The organism is Catellatospora sp. IY07-71 (assembly GCF_018326265.1).
In the GTDB taxonomy this organism is placed as follows: domain Bacteria; phylum Actinomycetota; class Actinomycetes; order Mycobacteriales; family Micromonosporaceae; genus Catellatospora.
Genome location: NZ_AP023360.1, coordinates 3,681,857 through 3,700,130 on the forward strand (window position 1 = coordinate 3,681,857; position 18,274 = coordinate 3,700,130).

Sequence of the window (18,274 nt, forward strand, 5' to 3'; positions counted from 1 at the left end):
ACGCGGATGTGGAGCCCAGATGCTCGATGCGTACATGCACCGCCTGCACGTGGACGAGGGCTGGCGGACGTTGACGGCACAGCGGGAGAAGTTCGACTACTTTCTGGCCGACACCCATTTCCGGGAGAGTTGGCAGCTCGCGGTCGACGTGCTGGGCGCGGACGCGGGCTGGCTGATGCAGCGGATCGCCCTGGCCACCATCCGGCCCGAGGGGATCCTGGGCCGCAAGGCACGCGACTGCGTCGAGGCGCTGGCACAGCTGCAGTTCGAGCCGGTGTACGCGCACCGCTTCCGCTACGACCGGTTGATGATCCGCGAGCTGTGGCGCTACCAGTGGAACGTGGCGTCGCTGGACCGGCTCGCGGTGGGGGAGCGGGTCCACTACCGCGCCGACGCGCTCTGCCTGGTCCTGCTGGACACCGAGCTGCCGTTGCGCATCCCGGCCAGCTCGCGGCTCAGCCGCCACAAGGGATCGGCGTCGCCGGCCCTCCGCGGCCCGGAGCACCTGCGTTCCCGGCTGGGCGCTCCGAACCGCATCCTCGTCGTCCTGCACTGCCCGGACGAGCCGATGGACGTGGTACGAGAGCTGGGCGTCATCTTCGACCGGGAGGCTCTGCGCGGCGTCTACGCACGGCTCGCCGAGCGGGTGGCCGCCGGGGTGCGCGCCGACCCCGAGCCGGAGATCAGCGGGCTCTACGCCGAGTTCCCCGCCCAGGAGCTGTCTGTGGGCGCGGCGCTGCGCACGCTGCTCGCCGACCTCACCGAGGCGGGCCGTGGCGGAGAAGGCGCGGGTGCGGCGGCGGCCCGCGCGGCTGACGCGCTCCGGTCCGCGCAGCGCGGGCGTCCGCTGGAGTGGCCGCGCTGGTGCGCGGATCTGCACGACGCGGGCCTCGACCCGTACAGCTGGGTGGCGACGCTGGTCGCGAGCCAGTTCGTGGAGCACGACGTGCCCGGGGCGCGGTGCCTGCTCAGCCGGACGGGGCGCGCGCTGTGGCAGGCCGGGCAGGGCCGGATGCTGACGCGGGCCGCCGGATGACGCCCCGGCTGGTGGCGACCGACGCCGACGGCACGCTGCTGGACCACGCCAACCTGGTCAGCGCGCGCACCTTCGCCGCCGTCGCCCGGGTGGTCGCCGCAGGCGTGCCGTTCGTGCTGGTCAGCGGCCGTCCGGCGCGGACGCTGGGGAAGATCGCGGGGCGGGCGGGCGTCGCTGGACCGGCCGTCTGCTCCAACGGCGCGGTCGTCTACGACATGCGGTCCGGCCGCCCGGTGCGAGTCGTCGCGCTGGCCCCGCACGAGCTGCGCCGCGTGGTGGCCGCTTGCGACGCTGAGCTGCCGGGATGCTCGTACGCGGTGGAGAGCATGGACGGCAGGCCGGCCCTGCGGGCGGAGGCGGCGTTCCGGGCGGCCCGGCCGGCGGTCAAGAGCGAGGCCGCCGACCGGCCGGAGATGCTGGGCAGGCCCGGCGTGAAGCTGGCGGTGAGCCACCCCGGCATGAGCAGCCCCGCGCTGGCCGCCGCCGTGACGACACTGCTCGGGGACACGGTGAGCGTGACGTACTCGCAGGCCGGTGGGCTGATCGAGGTCAGCGCCCGGGGCGTCGACAAGGGCACGGGCCTGGCGTGGCTGGCCGGCCGGCTCGGGGTCGCCGCCGGGGCGGTCGCGTTCGGGGACATGCCCAACGACATCCCCATGCTGAGGTGGGCCGAGCACGGCGTGGCCGTCGCCAACGCCCACCCCGACGTGATCGCGGTGGCCGCAGAGGTGACCGCGGCCAACACCGACGACGGGGTGGCACTCGTGCTTGAACGGTGGTTCCGGCCCGGGACCGGTCAGCCGAGATAGCCGCTGAGCAGGGACCGCACCTCGGCCGGGTCCACCGGACGGTCGTCGCCCCAGACCTGCCTGGCCAGTGAGAGCTTGTCGGTGAAGGTCTCCGTGCACTGGTCCAGCTCGCCGGGTTCGGCCACGACCAGCTTGGCGTACCGTACCGAGTCCACGATCACCGACTTGACCCGCTCGTGCGCCAGGTAGCGGGCGACGTCGGTCTCCCAGCCAGACCACTGGTCGGCCGCGCACGCCCGTGCCCACGCGACCCGCAGCGCGCTGTCCTCCTCGGGCAGGTAACCCATCTTGTGCAGGTGCACGGCCAGCTCGTAGACCGGGTCGCCGGCCAGCGCCAGCTCCCAGTCGAGGATCACCACCGCACCGTCGCGCAGCAGCACGTTCTTGCGGTGTACGTCGGCATGGACCAGCCGGAACGGCCGCGGCGCGAGCCGGTGCAGCGTCAGCGCGGCGAACGGGTCGGCGGGGATGCCCAGCCGCTCCCACAACGGGCCGAAGCCCGGCGCGAAGCTCGCGTGCACGCCCTTCGTCGTGTCGAGCAGCCGTCCGGCGAACGCGGCCGAGTCGCCGTCGTGCGGCCAGCCGCCGGGCACGGGCGGCAACGTGTCCAGGGGCACCGTGCCCAGGTCGGCGAAGAACGCCGCGAGCTGGTCGAGCACGCCCGGCGGGACGGGCACGCCCCGGGGCGCGACGTCGTTGAGCGTGGGCCCGTCGACCCACTCGTGGATCTGGTACGCCGGCTCCCGGCTGACGGTGTACAGCGCCGGGACGTTGCCCAGCCGCCGCCCGGCCGCTGCCAGGACCGCCTCCTCGGGCCAGATGTGCAGGTCCATGCGGTCGGCTCCGGCGATCGGCACCCGCACCAGCCGGTCGCCGACGCGCACGTTGTGGTTGTAGAAGCCGGAGCTGCCCTCGACCTGCGCCTGCGCCTGGGCGTACACCTCGTCCCAGTCGTCGGCCACCAGCCGTGCCACCAGGTCGCGGACCGAGGCGGTCAGGCGCGGCAGGCCGTTGAGCGGCTGGAGCGCGGCGACGGCACGGCCGACCGCCGCCGTCACCGCCGGGTCCGGGGCGCCGATCCGGTCGAGCAGCGCCCCGGCGACCATGATGAGCGTCGGGTAGACCTGCACCGCCTCCAGCTCGGACACGGCCCACACGGTGCTGGTGACCGCCTCGTCGCGCCGCCGCGCGCGGGCGTGGCACAGCGCCCTGACCAGCTCGGCGCGCGCCCGCCCGGACCGATAGCCGCACCGTTCCAGCACCACGACGGCCTCGTCGAGCGCCTCGCCGGCCCGCTCCAGCTCGCCGAGCCCGAGCAGGCCCAGTGCCAGCGCGGACAGGGACTTGCCCACCTCGTGGTCGGCGCCGATCCTGCGCTGTGCCTCCGCGGTGGCCTCGGCGGCGGTGACCGCACGGCCGGGATCGGCCAGCGCCAGCACCTCGGCCTCGTTGGTCATGATGTTGGCCAGCCCGACCTCGTGCCCCGCCGCCTCGTAGAACTCGCGGGCCTGGCGCAGCTCGGGATGGGCCAGCTCGGGCTCGAACGCGAAGCGGTAGGCCAGCGCACGCAGCCGCGCCAAGTCGCCCAGCAGCGCGACCCGGTCCGCCGACGAGGCGGCCGCGACGGCCTCGGCCGTGGCGATGGCGTCGACGAACCTGCCCTGGGCCATGTCCAGATCGGCGTGCCAGAGCCCGGCATCGAGTCTCACCGGTCCACTGTAGTCAGGCCAGATCCGGGCGTACCGCCGCAACGCTCCCGCGGTCTCGCCGCGGATGCGCAGCGCGTTGGCCGCGGCCAGCGCCAGCCGCGCGTCCACGTCGTCGGCGGACTCCGGCAGCTGCTCGCCCAGCGAGCGCAGCCCCGCGTGCGCGGTCTCGGCATCGCCGACCAGCAGCGCGGCTTCGGCGTGCAGCAGCCGCACCAGCCGCCCGCGGTCCCCGTCCGGGGCGCCGCCGGTCAGCTCCTCCAGGTCGGTGCGCATGGCGTCCAGCCCCGGCTTGCCCGTGGCCGCCAGGCGGTCGGCGAACGGCAGCAGCGCGGCGAGGTCGCCCGGGTTCGCGTACGCGGCATGCCGTGCCGCCTCCCGCCACGCGTCGGCCGAACGCGTGGCCAGCCCTCGCTGCCGCCACAGGTCGCCGAGCAGCTCGTGCAGCTCGCGCAGCACGCCCGGGCTCAGCCGCGACTGGATCGACCGCGCCATCAGCTGGTGCAGCTGCAGGCTGTCCCGGCCGGCCGTGGCGATGAACGAGTACGAGATCAGCCGCTCCCACATCTGCGTGTCCGCACGCACCTCGTAGTGGCGGGCGACGCGCCGGAAGATCTCCCGGTCGAACACGCGCGCGACGCTGAGCAGCTCGAAGATCCGCACCATGTCCGGCTCGACGTGATGGAGGAAGCGCTCCTCGATGTGGGCGTAGCGGCCGGCCGCCGGGCCGGACTCGTGCGCCAGGTGGATGTAGAACGGCAGCCCTTCGCAGTCGCGGGCGATGGCCTCGCGGGTGCGCTGGTCAGCCACGCCGAGCGCGGCGGCGAGCTCGTGGCGCGCCTCGTGGGGCAACGCGGCGACGGGCAGCGGGTGGATCCGTTCGGCCCAGCCGGGATCGTGGCGGACCCAGCCCAGCGGCTCCCGGGAGGCCACCGCCACGAGCCCGCGGTCGAGCTGGCCGAGCAGGTCGCGTAGCCACACGTCGGCCAGCGCGGCGGTGCCCGCGCGGGCCACGCCGCCGACCAGCGCCTCGTACGCGTCGACGCACAGCAGGTAGCGGCCGTGCTTCTCCAGGTCCTGCGCGAACAGGTAGACGACGGCGTCGCCGAGCTGGTCGACGGTCAGCTCGTTCAGTTCGAGCAGCGTCGCGTCGTGGCGGATGAGGTTCCAGCGTTTGAACCTGCGGGCCGCGATCTCGAGCACCTTGACCGCGACGCCGAACACCGGCACCCCGGAGGCCTCGTTGAGCACGCTCGTCATCAGGTCGCTCTCGGCCGCCCAGCTCAGCTGGTCGGCGGACAGCGCCACGTGCGGGTTGAGGCGCTGCCACCACACCCCGTAGGCGAGGTCGAAGCGGTCGAACCGCACCCCGGCGCGGCCGAACTGCGCCCGCAGCGAGCCCAGGCCCGCCGGTGCCGGACGCTGGGACGGCTCCTGGAGGTTGAGCGTGGCCTGCGGGAGGTCCTTCGGGGCGCGCCTGACCAGCTCGTGCAGCAGGCGGGACTTGCCGATCCCGCCGACGCCGGTCAGCTCCAGCAGCCGGGGCGCCGCGCCCATGGCGCCGATCTCCGCGTCGAAGGCGGCGAGCAGGTCCTCGCGGTTGACGAACGGGATGCGTACCGCGCCGGGCTGGTACCGCGCTGTGACCGTCATGCAGGCTCCGCCTCGGGGCTCGAACGGCTGGTGTGCTCACGTGGGGTGAACAGGACGATCACTGTGCGCTGACAGTCTATCCCGGACGGTCACGTGACCCGTGCCGCGCGGAGCCGTGTCCGAGGTTCGGCACCCATCGGGTGACGGGTGGCGGTGGCGGTCGACGTGACGGGCGCCGGCCAGGGCTTGCCGAGGTCTGCCATCATCTGGGGCGATGACCGTCTACCACGCCACCAGGGGCCGCCGCCGGACCCGCCGCGTCCGGATCCTGCTCGGGCTCGGCGTGGTGTTCGCCGTGCTCGCGGGCACGGCCGTGGTGATGTGGTTCTGGCCGGCCGGGCCGCGCCCGCCGTTCCAGCTTCCGGTCGCCTGCGGCGAGAGGTGGCAGCTGGGCACGTATCCGGGGCACGGCACCTACGACGTCGACCTGTTCCCGATGGAGGGAAAGACCGCGTGGGGGCGTCCGGTGTACGCCTCCTACGAGGGAACGGTCACCGCCGCCGGGATCAACGGCGAGCTGGGCGGGCGCACCCCGGAGAAGCCGGACGGGCCGCGCGGCAGCGGCGGCGGGTACTGGGTGAAGATCGACCACGGCGGTCGCTGGGAGACGGCGTACATGCACCTGCTGGAGCCGCCGATGGTCGACGTGGGCCAGGAGGTCAAGACCGGCCAGCAGCTCGGCAAGGTGGGCAGCACCGGCGACTCCGGTGCCCCCCACCTGCACTACGAGCAGCGCCGCGGCTTCCAGAAGGTGGAGGCCTTCTTCGACGGGAAGGCCTCCGGCATCACCGACGACGACCGCGAATACTCGGTCATCCGTACCAGCAACAACTGCGTCGGCCGGTAGCGGTCACTCGTCGGCCGCGTCCAGTCGGCGGAGCTGTTCGCGCAGGTGGGCGACCTGGATCATGTATTCGCTGTCGGTCAGCTCGCCACGCGTACGCCGCGAGTCCAGGTCCGCCAGGGCCGCCTCGATCTCCTCGATGGTGGGCGGCTCCGGCGTGACGGCGGCCGGGTCCGGTTCGGCGTGCGGGGAGGGCGCGGCGGCGGCCGGCGGAGCCAAGTAGCCCGGAACGGGGTGGCCCGGGTGGGGAGCGGGGTAGCCCGGGTAGGGGCCGGGGACGGCGGGCGCCGGTTTGCGGAACCAGGCGTTCGCGGCAGGCCTGGCCAGCAGGATCGTGGCGGTGATCAGCGCGAGCATGCTCAGCACGCCGAGCGCGGTGGCGGCGATCCGGTAGTAGGGCGGGTAACCGTCGGGCAGGCGCTGGGAGAACTGGTGCAGCCCCGAGCCGTCGTTGCTCCACGCGTTCACGTAGCCGATGCCGCTGAACGCGGGCGTTCCCGATGCGCCCCCGGCGCACAGCCCGCACATCAGGGCCAGGCCACCGGCGACCCAGGTGAGCACGCGCCCGACCTGGCTGCGCGCGCGTACGGCGGCGGCGAGCGCTCCGATCGCCAGCGCGGCGACGGCCGTGATGGCGATGGTGACCGAGGCGATGCCGAGCGCGAAAGCCTCCGCCCCGCTGCTGAACCGGGAGTCGACTCCGGATTCGCGCATGGCCTCGGAGACGCGGTCCGGGTAGCCGCCGATGCCGGCGACGAGCATGACCACGTCGAGCAGGTAGGCGGCGCTCACCGCCGCAAGCAGCCAGGCGGCGGCGGTGACCACCCGCGGCCGGGCGTTCGGCGCGGGCACGGTGTAGTCCGGGACGAGCTGTGCCAAGGTGGTCCTCCCCGTGGGTTGACACGGCGGGACCGGTCGCCGCCGCGTACGGTCGAGCGCGCACCGGCGAACTCGGGCCGTCACGCTAGCAGTGAAGGTGGGTCCCCGCGGGCCCGCCGACGATCTCCGGGCGGTCGGCTGACGGCGTATCGGCTTATCGGTGGAGACCCGCGACGCGGCTCAGCGCGATGGGGGAGGGGCGGTGCTGGCGCGGGTGACGAGGCGGGTGGGCACGAGGGTGGTGCCGGGGGCGGACTCGCCGCTGTCGAGCTGGTGCAGGATGCCCTGTACGCAGCGGCGGCCGACCTCGGCGAAGTCCTGGTGCACCGTGGTCAGCGGCGGGATGAACGAGGTCGCGTCGGCGATGTCGTCGAAGCCGACGACGCTGACCTCGCCGGGCACCGCGCGGCCGCGTTCGTGCAGGGCGCGCAGCACGCCCAGCGCCATCTGGTCGTTGGCCGCGAAGACGGCGGTGCAGTCGGGACGGTCGGCGAGCACCAGCCCGGCCTGGTAGCCGGATTCGGCCGACCAGTCGCCGCGCAGCGGCTCAGGCACCTCGCGGCCCGCCTCGGCCAGGGTGTCGCGCCAGGCCTGGGCGCGGCGTTCGGCGGCGAAGGACTCGGCGGGCCCGGCCACGTGCCAGACGGTGCGGTGGCCGAGGCCGAGCAGGTGGCCGACGGCCTGGCGGGCGCCGTCGGCCTGGTCGGTGTCGACGACGGCGTAGCGGTCGCCCGCGTCGGAGTCGACGACCACGACCTGCACGTGCGGGGGCAGGGTGACGGTGGCCGAGTCGAGCAGGTGCACTTCCATGATCACGATGACGCCGTCCACGGCCAGCTCGCCGAGGCGGGTGAACGCGCCGACCACGCTGTCCTGGGTCGGCACGGCGACCGGGATCAGGGTGATGGCGTACCCCTCCTGCGCGGCGTGGGTGGCGATCGCCTCCAGGGTGCGGCTGTTGCCGGTGCTGGAGAAGCTGAACAGGATGACGCCGATGGTGCGGAACTGGCCGCTCTTGAGCGCGCGGGCGGCGCTGTTGGGGCGGTAGCCGAGTTCCTTCATCGCGGCGAGGACCTGCTGGCGGGTGCTGCCGACGACGCCGGGGTGACCGGTGGACACGCGGGAGACGGTCTGCGAGGAGACACCGGCGAGCCGGGCCACGTCGGCCATCGACACGCGAGGCTTCGGCCGGCTCATGACGCGCTCCTTCCGGGGTGTCCGGGGCCGCGGTCGGGGCGGCCGTGGGTAACGAATCCGAAACCGGCGCTTGACGCCTGTCGGCGCCGGTGACACTATCACTCGGCGATGTTTACGTAAACATCCCGCTCCGTAATTGTCCTATCGCCCTGCGTTGTGCCACGCAGGGCGCTTCGGCAGGCGCGCTATGTTTGCGTAAACATCGCCCGGACCAGCAACGACGCGATGTCGGAAGGAGTAGACGTGACGGCTCTCGCCCCTCCGACGATCGGCCGTGGCAGGCCCGTGCGGGCACGCCGCGGCAGGTCCTGGACCGGCTGGGCGTTCGTCGGCCCGTTCATGGCCGTGTTCGCCTTCGTGTTCCTCGCCCCCATCGCGTACGCGATCTGGCTGAGCCTGTTCCGCACCCGGCTGATCGGCGGCACCAGCTTCGTCGGCCTGGAGAACTACCGGCAGGTGTTCACCGACCCGAAGTTCTGGGAGGCCACCGGCCGGGTCAGCCTGTTCCTCGCGGTCCAGGTGCCGGTGATGCTGTTCCTGGCGCTGCTGGTCGCGCTCGCCATCGACAGCGGCCGCCTCTACGGCAGGGCGTTCTTCCGGGTCACCGTGTTCATGCCGTACGCCGTGCCGGCCGTGGTCGCCACGCTCATGTGGGGCTTCATGTACGGCAACCGGTTCGGCCTGGTCGGCAACCTCAACGAGGCGTTCGGGCTGTCGCTGCCCGACCCGCTCTCCCCGGACCTGATGCTCGCCTCCATCGGCAACATCGTGACCTGGGAGTTCGTCGGGTACAACATGCTGATCTTCTACAGCGCGCTGCAGACCGTCCCGCGCTCGCTGTACGAGGCCGCCGAGATCGACGGGGCCGGGCAGCTGCACGTGATCCGCTCGATCAAGCTGCCCGCGATCCGCGGCGCCCTGCTCATCGCCACGATCTTCTCCATCATCGGCAGCTTCCAGCTGTTCAACGAGCCCAACATCCTGCAGAGCCTGGCGCCGAACGTCATCACCACCTACTACACGCCCAACATGTACGCCTACTCGCTGTCCTTCTCCGGCCAGCAGTACGACTACTCGGCGACCGTCGCGATCGTCATGGGCGTGCTCACCGTGATCGTCGCCTACGCCGTCCAGCTGCGCGCCAACCGGAAGGAGCGCCAGTCGTGACGACCACCCCCGTCCGCCGGGACCGCGCCCGGCGCAGCCCCCTGCTGACCGCCCTCACCGCGCTCATGCTGATCTACAGCCTGGTGCCGCTGGTGTGGCTGTTCGTCAACAGCACCAAGACCCAGGCGAGCCTGCTCGACTCGTTCGGGCTGTGGTTCTCCGGCGACTTCTCGCTGCTCACCAACATCCGCGACACGCTCACCTACGACGACGGGGTGTTCGTGCGCTGGCTGGGCAACACGCTGCTCTACGTCGTCATCGGCGCGGGCGGCGCCACCGCCCTGGCCACCCTCGGCGGGTACGCCCTGGCGAAGTTCGACTTCCCCGGCAAGCGCGCCGTGTTCGCCACCGTGATCGGGGCGGTCGCCGTCCCAGGCACCGCCCTGGCCGTGCCGACCTTCCTGATGTTCTCCAAGCTCGGGCTCACCAACACGCCCTGGGCGGTGATCATCCCGTCGCTCATCTCGCCGTTCGGGCTCTACCTGATGTGGACCTACGCCGCGCAGGCCATCCCCGGCGAGCTGATGGAGGCCGCCCGCGTCGACGGCGCGGGCGAGCTGCGCACCTTCCTGCGCGTCTGCGTGCCGCTGCTCGCCCCGGGCATCGTCACCGTCGCCCTGTTCACCATGGTCGCGACCTGGAACAACTACTTCCTGCCGCTGATCATGCTGAAGGACCCGGACTGGTATCCGCTGACCCTCGGCCTCAACGCCTGGAACGACCAGGCCGCCACCGCGGGCGGGGAGCCGATCTTCCACCTGGTCATCACCGGCTCGCTGCTGACCATCCTGCCGCTGCTCGCGGCGTTCCTGTTCCTACAGCGCTACTGGCAGTCCGGCCTGACCGCCGGCGGCGTCAAGGACTGACCCCGACTCGCTCTCGCCCCCACCCCTGTATGAGAGGACGACGATGTTCACCAACCGACGCGCGTTCCTGCGCGCCGCGGCGGCCGTGACCGCCGTGTTCACCACCGCCGCCCTGGCCGCCTGCGGCTCCGGCGACGACGGCGAGACCGGCACCCCGGTCTCCGCCGACCAGGTCCAGGCCGCGCTCGACGCGGGCGGCTCCATCACCGTCTGGGCCTGGGAGCCGACCCTCAAGCAGGTCGTCACCGCGTTCGAGGCGAAGTACCCCAAGGTCAAGGTGAACCTGGTCAACGCCGGCACCGGCAACGACCAGTACACCGCGCTGCAGAACGCGATCGCGGCCGGCTCCGGCGTGCCCGACGTGGCGCAGATCGAGTACTACGCGCTGCCGCAGTTCGCGCTCGGCAAGTCGCTGACCGACCTGACCGCGTTCGGCACCGGCGAGCTGGACGGCACGTTCACCCCCGGCCCGTGGTCCTCGGTCAAGTCCGGCGGCGGCGTGTACGGCCTGCCCATGGACTCCGGCCCGATGGCGCTGTTCTACAACAAGGACGTCTTCGACAAGCACCAGATCGCCGTCCCGACGACCTGGGACGAGTACGTCGCCGCCGCGAAGAAGCTGCACGCGGCCGACCCGAAGGCGTACATCACCAACGACACCGGCGACGCGGGCTTCACCACCAGCCTCATCTGGCAGGCCGGGGGCAAGCCGTTCAGCGTCGACGGGACCAACGTGAAGATCAACCTCGGCGACGAGGGCTCCACCAAGTTCGCCTCCACCTGGCAGCAGCTGCTCGACGGCAAGCTCGTCGCGCCGGTCGGCTCGTGGAGCGACGGCTGGTACAAGGGCCTGGGCGACGGCACCATCGCCACCCTGGTCATCGGCGCGTGGATGCCCGCCAACCTGGAGTCGGGCGTGCCCGCCGCCAAGGGCAAGTGGCGCGTCGCGCCGATGCCGCAGTGGACCGCGGGCGGCAACGCCGCGGCCGAGAACGGCGGCAGCTCGCTGGCCATCCCGAAGGCGGGCGCCAACAACGCGCTGGCCTACGGGTTCCTCAAGTACGCCACCGCCGGTGAGGGCGTGACGATCCGCATCGACAACGGCGCGTTCCCGGCCACCAACGCCGAGCTGAAGTCCGACGCGTTCCTCAACAAGGAGTTCCCGTACTTCGGCGGCCAGAAGGCCAACGAGATCTTCGCCAAGTCCGCCGCCGGCGTCGTGCCCGGCTGGTCCTACCTGCCCTTCCAGGTGTACGCCAACAGCATCTTCAACGACACCGTCGGTCAGGCGTACGTGTCGGACAAGAAGCTCGCCGACACCCTCAAGTCCTGGCAGGACGCCTCCGCCAAGTACGGCAAGGAGCAGGGCTTCACGGTCGGCTGACCCCGCACGTGCCGCGGGCGGGTCACGAACCCGTCCCGCGGCCGCACCCCGCGCCGCGGGCGGAACACCCCACCCACCCGCCCGCGGCGCGGACCCCGGCCCACCGCGACACCCGCAAGGAGCACCTCCGTGACCCCACCCGCCCGCCACCGCTGGCTGCGCCTGCCCGCGAACAACGCCGGGGGCATCGCCTACGGCGCCGACTACAACCCCGAGCAGTGGCCCCGCGAGGTCTGGCGCGAGGACGCCCGCCTCATGCGGGAGGCCGGTGTCAGCATCGTGTCGCTGGGCATCTTCTCCTGGGCGAAACTCCAGCCCACCGCCGACACCTGGCGCTTCGGCTGGCTCGACGAGGTCATGGACCTGCTGCACGAGCACGGCGTCGCCGTCGACCTGGCCACCGCCACCGCCTCCCCGCCGCCGTGGCTCACCACCGCGTTTCCGGAGATCCTGCCCGTCAACGCACGCGGCGAGACGGTCTGGCCGGGCGGGCGCCAGCACTGGCGGCCCACGTCGCCGATCTTCCGCGAGCACGCGCTGCGCCTGACCGAGCGGCTCGCCGCCCGCTACGCGGCGCACCCGGCGCTGGCCGCCTGGCACGTCTCCAACGAGCTGGGCTGCCACAACGTGTACGACTACTCCGACGACGCCGCACGCGCCTTCCGCGACTGGCTGCGCGCCCGCTACGGCACGCTGGACGCGCTCAACCACGCCTGGGGCACCGCGTTCTGGTCGCAGGAGTACAGCGACTGGGCGCAGGTCCTGCCGCCGCGCCTGGCCGCGACCCACCCCAACCCGACCCAGCAGCTGGACTTCAAGCGCTTCTCCTCCGCCGCGCTGCGCGAGCACCTGCGCGCCGAGGCGGACATCCTGCGGCGATACAACCCCGAGGTGCCCGTCACCACGAACTTCATGGTCATGGGCGGCACCAAGGGGATGGACTACGCCGCCTGGGCCGCCGACGTCGACTTCGTGTCCAACGACCACTACCGCGAACCCGGCCCGCAGTCGCTCGACGAGCTGTCGTTCTCGGCCAACCTCACCGGCAACATCGCGGGCGGCCGCCCGTGGTTCCTGATGGAGCACTCCACCAGCGCCGTCAACTGGCAGCCGGTGAACCTCGCCAAGAAGCAGGGCGAGCTGGCCCGTGACTCGCTCGTGCACGTCGCGCACGGGGCCGACGCGGTGTGCTTCTTCCAGTGGCGGCAGTCGGCGGCGGGCGCCGAGAAGTACCACTCGGCGATGGTCCCGCACGCCGGGGCCGACAGCGAGGTGTTCCGCGCGGCGGCCCGGCTCGGCGCGACCCTGCGCGACCTCGCCCCGGTCGCGGGAGCCGAACGCGAGCAGGCCCCGGCCGCGATCGTGTTCCACTGGGACTCCTGGTGGGCCGCCGAGGCCGACTCGCACCCCACGGACCGCCTGCGCTACCGCCAGGAGGCCCTGGACTGGTACACCGCGTTCCTGAACCTCGGCATCCGTGCCGACGTGGTGCCGCTGGGCACCCCGCTGGACGGCTACCGGCTCGTCGTCGCCCCGATCCTGCACGTCGTCACCGCCGAGACCGCCAAGGAGCTGACGGCGTACGCCGAGTCCGGCGGGCACCTGGTGGCGACGTACTTCTCCGGCATCGTCGACGAGCACGACCACGTCTGGCTCGGCGGCCACCCCGGCGCGCTGCGCGACCTGCTCGGCATCCGGGTCGAGGAGTTCGCGCCGCTGCTCGACGGCGAGACCGAGACGCTGGACACCGGCCTGCGCGGCACCCTGTGGACCGAGCGCGTCCAGGTCACCGGCTCGGACGTGACGGTGCTGGCCCGCTACGCCACCGGCGAGCACGCCGGGCACCCGGCGGTCACCCGGCGCGCCACCGGCGCGGGCACGGCGGCATACGTGTCGACCCGCCTCGGCCCGGCGGGCCTGACGCGCCTGCTGGGCGAACTCGCGGGCACCGCCGGGCTCACGCCGGAGCTGCCCCCGGCCGCGCGGGGCGACGTCGAGGCGGCCGTCCGCCGCGGCGCCGACGCACGCTACCTGTTCCTGGTCAACCGCACCGAGCAGCCGGTCACCGTGCCGGGCCTGCCCGGCGAGCTGCTGGTCGGCAGCCGGGACGCGGCGGAGGCCGTCGCGTTGGAGCCCAGGGGAGTGGCGGTGCTGCGCCAGGCGTTCGACTCTGAACGAATCTGAGCCTTCCCGAACGGACTGTGGCGCGCGGAATCGGCGGGGGTCAACGTGTAACGCACCCGAAACCGCTCCTTCCACGGAGGGAAGTCGATCAGCGTGGACCTCCGCCCCCGCCCCGTCCCGCACCTCCGGCGGCCGCTGCCTGCCCTGGCCGCCGCCGTCCTGTTCACCATCGCCGCCGCCGGGTTCGCGGTGTCGCCCGCCCAGGCGGCACCCGTCACCGTCACCAACGGCACCCAGTTCCGTGACACGAGCGGCAACGTGCTGCACGCGCACGGCGGCGGGGTGCTGCAGGTCGGCGGCTACTACTACTGGTTCGGTGAGAACCGCAACGCGGACAACACCTTCCGCGCGGTGTCGGTGTACCGCTCCACCGACCTGCGGAACTGGGAGTTCCGCAACAACGTGCTCACCCAGAGCTCGGCCGCCGAGCTGAACGTCGCCAACATCGAGCGCCCCAAGGTGATCTACAACAGCGCCACCGGCCGCTACGTGATGTGGATGCACAAGGAGAACGGCCGCGACTACGGCGAGGCCCGCGCCGCCGTCGCGTCCTCGGCGACCGTGGACGGCAACTACACCTACCACGGCAGCTTCCGGCCGCTGGGCCAGCACATGTCGCGCGACATCACGCTGTACAACGACGGCGGCACCGCGTACATGATCTCGGCCGCCGACGAGAACTACGACCTGCACATCTACCGGCTGACGGCCGACTTCCTCAACGTCGCGAGCCTGGTCGGCAACTTCTGGAACGACGCCCACCGCGAGGCCCCGGCCATGTTCAAACGCGGCAGCGTGTACTTCCTGCTGACCTCCGGCGCGACCGGCTGGAACCCCAACCAGGCCAAGTACGCCACCGCGTCGAGCATCTCCGGCCCGTGGACCGGCTGGACCAACGTCGGCGACGGCACCACGTTCAACTCGCAGCCGGCGTACGTGCTGCCGATCCAGGGCTCGTCCACCACCAGCTACCTGTACCTGGGGGACCGGTGGGCCGGGGCCTGGGGCGGGCCGGTCGGCGACTCGCAGTACGTGTGGCTGCCCATCGGCTTCCCGTCCAGCACCAGCATGAGCCTGACCTGGTATCCGCAGGTGGTCATCGACACCGCGACCGGCACGGTGACCGGCACCGGCGCGGTGCCCGCCTACCGGGTCACCGCCCGGCACAGCGGCAAGGTCATGGACGTCATCTCCGCGTCCACCGCCAACAACGCCGAGATCAAGCAGTGGACCTGGAACGGCGGCGGCAACCAGAAGTGGCAGTTCCAGGACGCCGGCGGCGGCTACTACCGCGTGGTCAACGTGAACAGCGGCAAGTGCCTCGACGTGGTGAGTTCCGGCACCGGCGACGGCACCGACATCCAGCAGTACACCTGCGGCAGCGGCACCAACCAGCAGTGGTCCCGCACCACCGCCTGACCCGCCTGAGGAGGCAAGCGTGACATCACGTCAAGCAGGACCGGCCACCCGGCTCCGGCGGTGGGCGGCCCGGACGGCCGCCGTGCTGCTCGTGGCCGCGGGAAGCCTCGTCGCGGTCGCCGCACCGGCGTCGGCCGCGAGCGGCTACCTCTACACGACGTTCAAGGGGGACGGGGCGGCCGACCAGGAGCTGTGGGTCTACCAGTCCACCGACGGCAGCAACTTCACCACCTACGCGGACACCAACTACCAGGGGCCGTCGGGCGTGCTGCGCGACCCGAGCATCATCCAGCTCAACGGCGTGTACTTCATCGCGTACACGGTCCAGTCGTGGACGACCAACTCGACCTACTTCAACGTCGCCTCCAGCACCAACCTGACCAGCTGGACGCACGTGGCCAGCGTGAACTCCGGCATCGCGGACACGAGGTTCACCTGGGCGCCCGAGTTCTACGTCGAGGGCGGCACGGTCCGGATCATCGCGAGCATCGCGCAGACGACCTGCTCCAACTGCTTCCGGCCGTACGTCTACACCGCCCAGAACAGCGCGCTCACCTCGTGGAGCGGTCCGGCGCAGATGGGCGGGCTGGGCTTCAACCACATCGACACGTACGTGGTGAAGTCCGGCAGCACCTACCACGCCTTCACCAAGAACGAGACCAGCAAGTACATCGAGCACTGGACCAGCACCAGCCTGAGCAGCGGCTGGACCATCGCGGCCACGCTGTGGACGTCCGGGTACGAGGGACCGGCGGTGGTGCAGCAGGCCAACGGCGTCTGGCGCATCTACATCGACAAGTACACCAACGGCGGGATCTGGTCGGCGACCAGCTCCGACCTCAACTCCTGGACCGGGCTGAGCAGCGTGGCCTGCCCGGGGTGCCGCCACGGCACCGTGCTCCCGGTCGCCTCGCTGCCCCAGGCGGCCCCGGTCTACCGGATCACCAACCGCAACAGCGGCAAGGTGATGGACGTGGTCAGCGCGTCCACGGCCAACAGCGCCGAGATCAAGCAGTGGACCTGGAACGGCGGCGCCAACCAGAAGTGGCAGTTCCAGGACGCGGGCGGCGGCTACTACCGGGTGGTCAGCCAGGTCAGCGGCAAGTGCCTCGACGTGGCGAGCGCCTCGACCGCCGACGGAGCCAACATCATCCAGTACACCTGCGGCAGCGGCACCAACCAGCAGTGGCAGTGGGTCGCCACCGGCAGCTACTTCCAGCTCCGGGCCCGCCACAGCGGCAAGTGCCTGGACGTGGTCGGCTCGTCCACCGCCGACGGCGCCGACATCCAGCAGTACACCTGCGGCTCCGGCACCAACCAGCACTGGACCCGCACCCAGTCCTGACCGCACGCGCCGTGGCCAGGGCTGCCGGAGCCCTGGCCACGGGCCGCTACCGGACCGGGACGTGGGCCACCGAGGAGTGGCGCACGATCAGCTCCGGAGACAGCAGCACCCGCTGCGAGGGGCGTCGCTCGCCGTCGAGCAGGCGGGACACCATCATCTCCACCGCCACCCGGCCGACGTGCGCCTTCGGCGGGCGCACCGCCGTCAGCGACGGCTCGGCCAGGTGCGCCACCTCGTCGTCGTAGGACACCAGCGCCAGATCGCCCGGGATGGACAGCCCGTGCTCGGCGCAGAACTGCGCCACGGACATCGCGTCGGGATCGCTGTGCACGATCAGCGCCGTGATGCGCGAGCGCTCGCACTCGGCCAGCACCCCGCGGATGATCTCCCGGTGGCCGGGGGTGTCCAGCGCCACCGACTCGCGGATCACCATCGCGTCGCAGATCCCCACGTCCGCGCAGGCCACCCGCCAGCCCTGGGCCAGGTACGCCGAGGTCGGGCTGCCCTTGGACAGCAGCAGCGCGATCCGCCGGTGGCCCTGCCGGTGCAGGTGGTGCACGGCCATCTCCATGCCCAGCGCATGATCGCTGCGTACGCACTCCAGCTGCCGCGCGGTCGAGGTCCACCGCTCCGGCTGGCGCTCCACCAGGATCGTCGGCACCGGCAGCCGCCCGATCCAGTCGATCATCTCGGGCGCCCGGCCGCCCTCCAGGCTCGGCGCCAGCAGCAGGCCCTGCACCTGGCCCGCCTCGATGAGCCGGCCTATCTGGCGCCGGTCCTCGTCCGGGTCGTAGCTGGAGCCGCGCAGCTGCAGGTTCACTCCCAGCGCGGCGGCGGCCGCCCGCGCCCCGCCGACGATCGGCGGCCAGTAGAAGTCCAGCGACGGCACCACCATGCCCACCGTGAACCGCTGCGGCGCCTGCCGTGGCCGCGTCGTCCGGTCGACCGGGCCGGGCAGCGTCGCCCCGCCGTGCACCTTCGTCACGAGATTGCGCCGGGCCAGGGCGTCGATGTCGCGCCGGATGGTCAGCTCGCTGACGTCCAGCTCCCGCGCGAAGGCGCTGACCCGCACCGCGCCGTGCCGGCGCAGCTCGCCGAGCAGCAGCTCCTGCCGCTGCACGCGGAACATCCGCTCTGCCGCCATACGACCTCCGCCGACGGCGTCCCGGCCCGGGCAGGCCGCGACGCGCTGAACCGACTGGTGAAACGCGGCGGTGAGTGCGATTCGGAGCGTTCCAGACGTTATCAGACGTATGCCGGGACGTCGATCGTCGTGCACGCCCGGCTGGCGGCCGTGCCCTACCGTGCCCATTGTCCAAGGCCGATGGAAGGGACCGCATGGCCGACACCGGCAAGGAACGTGGGCTCGTCCCCGCTCTGGTGATCGTCGCACTGCTGATCTGCGTGGGCACCCCGGCGTACGTGGCCTACCGGAACTGGGCCGATCCGCGCACGAAGGCCGGGATGACCGAGGCCGCCACCGCGTATCTCGACGCGTGGCGCGACGCCGACTACGCCGCCGCCTACCGCTGGGTGTGCGCCGAGGAGCAGCGCAAACACCCCCAGGAGGAGTGGGCGCGCTATCACGCCGCGCCGGACATCGAGAGCTACCGCATCGTCGAGGTGGTCATCGAGGACCGCGGCGAGGCGCCCACCGGCTACTACGTCGAGGCCGACCTCACCGACGCCGCGGGCAAGGTCCACCTGTGGCACTTCGAGCTGTACGACGAGAGCGACGGCTGGCGCGTCTGCTACGAGACGCCCGTCGACAGGCGCTGACGGGCG

General features: G+C 72.1%; 14 protein-coding genes. 10 read left to right on the plus strand and 4 right to left on the minus strand.

What is annotated here, in order from left to right:
- Nucleotides 1-19: 19 nt before the first annotated feature.
- Both CS0771_RS16620 and CS0771_RS16625 read left to right on the plus strand, forming a co-directional pair.
- On the plus strand, nt 20-1,036 hold the full coding sequence (locus tag CS0771_RS16620) for a hypothetical protein (RefSeq protein ID WP_212841836.1): 1,017 nt from the start codon (nt 20-22) through the stop codon (nt 1,034-1,036).
- Nucleotides 1,033-1,845 carry an HAD family hydrolase gene (locus tag CS0771_RS16625; RefSeq protein WP_212841837.1) on the plus strand — a complete coding sequence of 271 codons (813 nt, stop codon included), beginning with the start codon at nt 1,033-1,035 and terminating at the stop codon, nt 1,843-1,845. Before CS0771_RS16620 ends, CS0771_RS16625 begins: the two co-directional genes overlap by 4 nt.
- Here CS0771_RS16625 and CS0771_RS16630 read toward each other — a convergent pair.
- Nucleotides 1,833-5,204, minus strand: a complete 3,372-nt coding sequence (locus CS0771_RS16630; RefSeq protein ID WP_212841838.1) for a phosphotransferase — start codon at nt 5,202-5,204, stop codon at nt 1,833-1,835. The genes CS0771_RS16625 and CS0771_RS16630 overlap by 13 nt on opposite strands.
- A gap of 214 nt (nt 5,205-5,418) precedes the next feature.
- On the opposite strand from CS0771_RS16630, the gene CS0771_RS16635 reads away from it, so the two are divergent.
- Nucleotides 5,419-6,051 (plus strand): M23 family metallopeptidase, encoded by a 633-nt coding sequence (locus tag CS0771_RS16635; protein WP_212841839.1) that lies wholly within the window; start codon nt 5,419-5,421, stop codon nt 6,049-6,051.
- 3 nt (nt 6,052-6,054) lie between these two features.
- Here the strand turns inward: CS0771_RS16635 and CS0771_RS16640 are convergent, their stop codons facing one another.
- Nucleotides 6,055-6,927, minus strand: a complete 873-nt coding sequence (locus tag CS0771_RS16640) for a hypothetical protein (protein WP_212841840.1) — start codon at nt 6,925-6,927, stop codon at nt 6,055-6,057.
- 180 nt (nt 6,928-7,107) lie between these two features.
- On the minus strand, nt 7,108-8,124 hold the full coding sequence (locus tag CS0771_RS16645; protein ID WP_244870834.1) for a LacI family DNA-binding transcriptional regulator: 1,017 nt from the start codon (nt 8,122-8,124) through the stop codon (nt 7,108-7,110).
- A 243-nt stretch (nt 8,125-8,367) separates the two neighbouring features.
- Between CS0771_RS16645 and CS0771_RS16650 the strand changes: the two genes are divergently transcribed.
- The 6 genes from CS0771_RS16650 to CS0771_RS38775 all read left to right on the plus strand — a co-directional run bounded on the left by CS0771_RS16650 (nt 8,368) and on the right by CS0771_RS38775 (nt 16,489).
- Nucleotides 8,368-9,291 (plus strand): carbohydrate ABC transporter permease, encoded by a 924-nt coding sequence (locus CS0771_RS16650; RefSeq protein WP_371821415.1) that lies wholly within the window; start codon nt 8,368-8,370, stop codon nt 9,289-9,291.
- Nucleotides 9,292-9,356: 65 nt separating this feature from the next.
- Nucleotides 9,357-10,157: a carbohydrate ABC transporter permease gene (locus CS0771_RS16655; RefSeq protein ID WP_212845868.1), complete on the plus strand. Its 801-nt coding sequence runs from the start codon at nt 9,357-9,359 to the stop codon at nt 10,155-10,157.
- A 43-nt stretch (nt 10,158-10,200) separates the two neighbouring features.
- Complete coding sequence (locus tag CS0771_RS16660) at nt 10,201-11,541, plus strand: sugar ABC transporter substrate-binding protein (protein WP_212841842.1); 1,341 nt, start codon at nt 10,201-10,203, stop codon at nt 11,539-11,541.
- 129 nt (nt 11,542-11,670) lie between these two features.
- Nucleotides 11,671-13,725, plus strand: a complete 2,055-nt coding sequence (locus CS0771_RS16665; protein ID WP_244870835.1) for a beta-galactosidase — start codon at nt 11,671-11,673, stop codon at nt 13,723-13,725.
- A gap of 144 nt (nt 13,726-13,869) precedes the next feature.
- Nucleotides 13,870-15,144 (plus strand): RICIN domain-containing protein, encoded by a 1,275-nt coding sequence (locus tag CS0771_RS16670; RefSeq protein WP_244871368.1) that lies wholly within the window; start codon nt 13,870-13,872, stop codon nt 15,142-15,144.
- 19 nt (nt 15,145-15,163) lie between these two features.
- A complete protein-coding gene (locus tag CS0771_RS38775) occupies nt 15,164-16,489 on the plus strand; it encodes an RICIN domain-containing protein (protein WP_244870836.1) in 1,326 nt (441 codons plus the stop codon).
- Nucleotides 16,490-16,535: 46 nt separating this feature from the next.
- Here CS0771_RS38775 and CS0771_RS16680 read toward each other — a convergent pair whose 3' ends face one another.
- Entirely contained in the window at nt 16,536-17,633 is a 1,098-nt protein-coding gene (locus CS0771_RS16680) for a substrate-binding domain-containing protein (protein ID WP_244870837.1), read from the minus strand.
- A gap of 194 nt (nt 17,634-17,827) precedes the next feature.
- Here CS0771_RS16680 and CS0771_RS16685 point away from each other — a divergent pair, with 194 nt between their 5' ends.
- Nucleotides 17,828-18,268 (plus strand): hypothetical protein, encoded by a 441-nt coding sequence (locus CS0771_RS16685; protein ID WP_212841844.1) that lies wholly within the window; start codon nt 17,828-17,830, stop codon nt 18,266-18,268.
- The last annotated feature ends 6 nt before the right edge of the window (nt 18,269-18,274 follow it).

Coding starts and splice junctions, on each gene's coding strand:
- CS0771_RS16620 (WP_212841836.1), top strand. CDS start 20: ATGCTCGATGCGTACATGCACCGCCTGCACGTGGACGAGGGCTGGCGG.
- CS0771_RS16625 (WP_212841837.1), top strand. CDS start 1,033: ATGACGCCCCGGCTGGTGGCGACCGACGCCGACGGCACGCTGCTGGAC.
- CS0771_RS16630 (WP_212841838.1), bottom strand. CDS start 5,204: ATGACGGTCACAGCGCGGTACCAGCCCGGCGCGGTACGCATCCCGTTC.
- CS0771_RS16635 (WP_212841839.1), top strand. CDS start 5,419: ATGACCGTCTACCACGCCACCAGGGGCCGCCGCCGGACCCGCCGCGTC.
- CS0771_RS16645 (WP_244870834.1), bottom strand. CDS start 8,124: ATGAGCCGGCCGAAGCCTCGCGTGTCGATGGCCGACGTGGCCCGGCTC.
- CS0771_RS16655 (WP_212845868.1), top strand. CDS start 9,357: ATGCTGATCTACAGCCTGGTGCCGCTGGTGTGGCTGTTCGTCAACAGC.
- CS0771_RS16660 (WP_212841842.1), top strand. CDS start 10,201: ATGTTCACCAACCGACGCGCGTTCCTGCGCGCCGCGGCGGCCGTGACC.
- CS0771_RS16680 (WP_244870837.1), bottom strand. CDS start 17,633: ATGGCGGCAGAGCGGATGTTCCGCGTGCAGCGGCAGGAGCTGCTGCTC.
- CS0771_RS16685 (WP_212841844.1), top strand. CDS start 17,828: ATGGCCGACACCGGCAAGGAACGTGGGCTCGTCCCCGCTCTGGTGATC.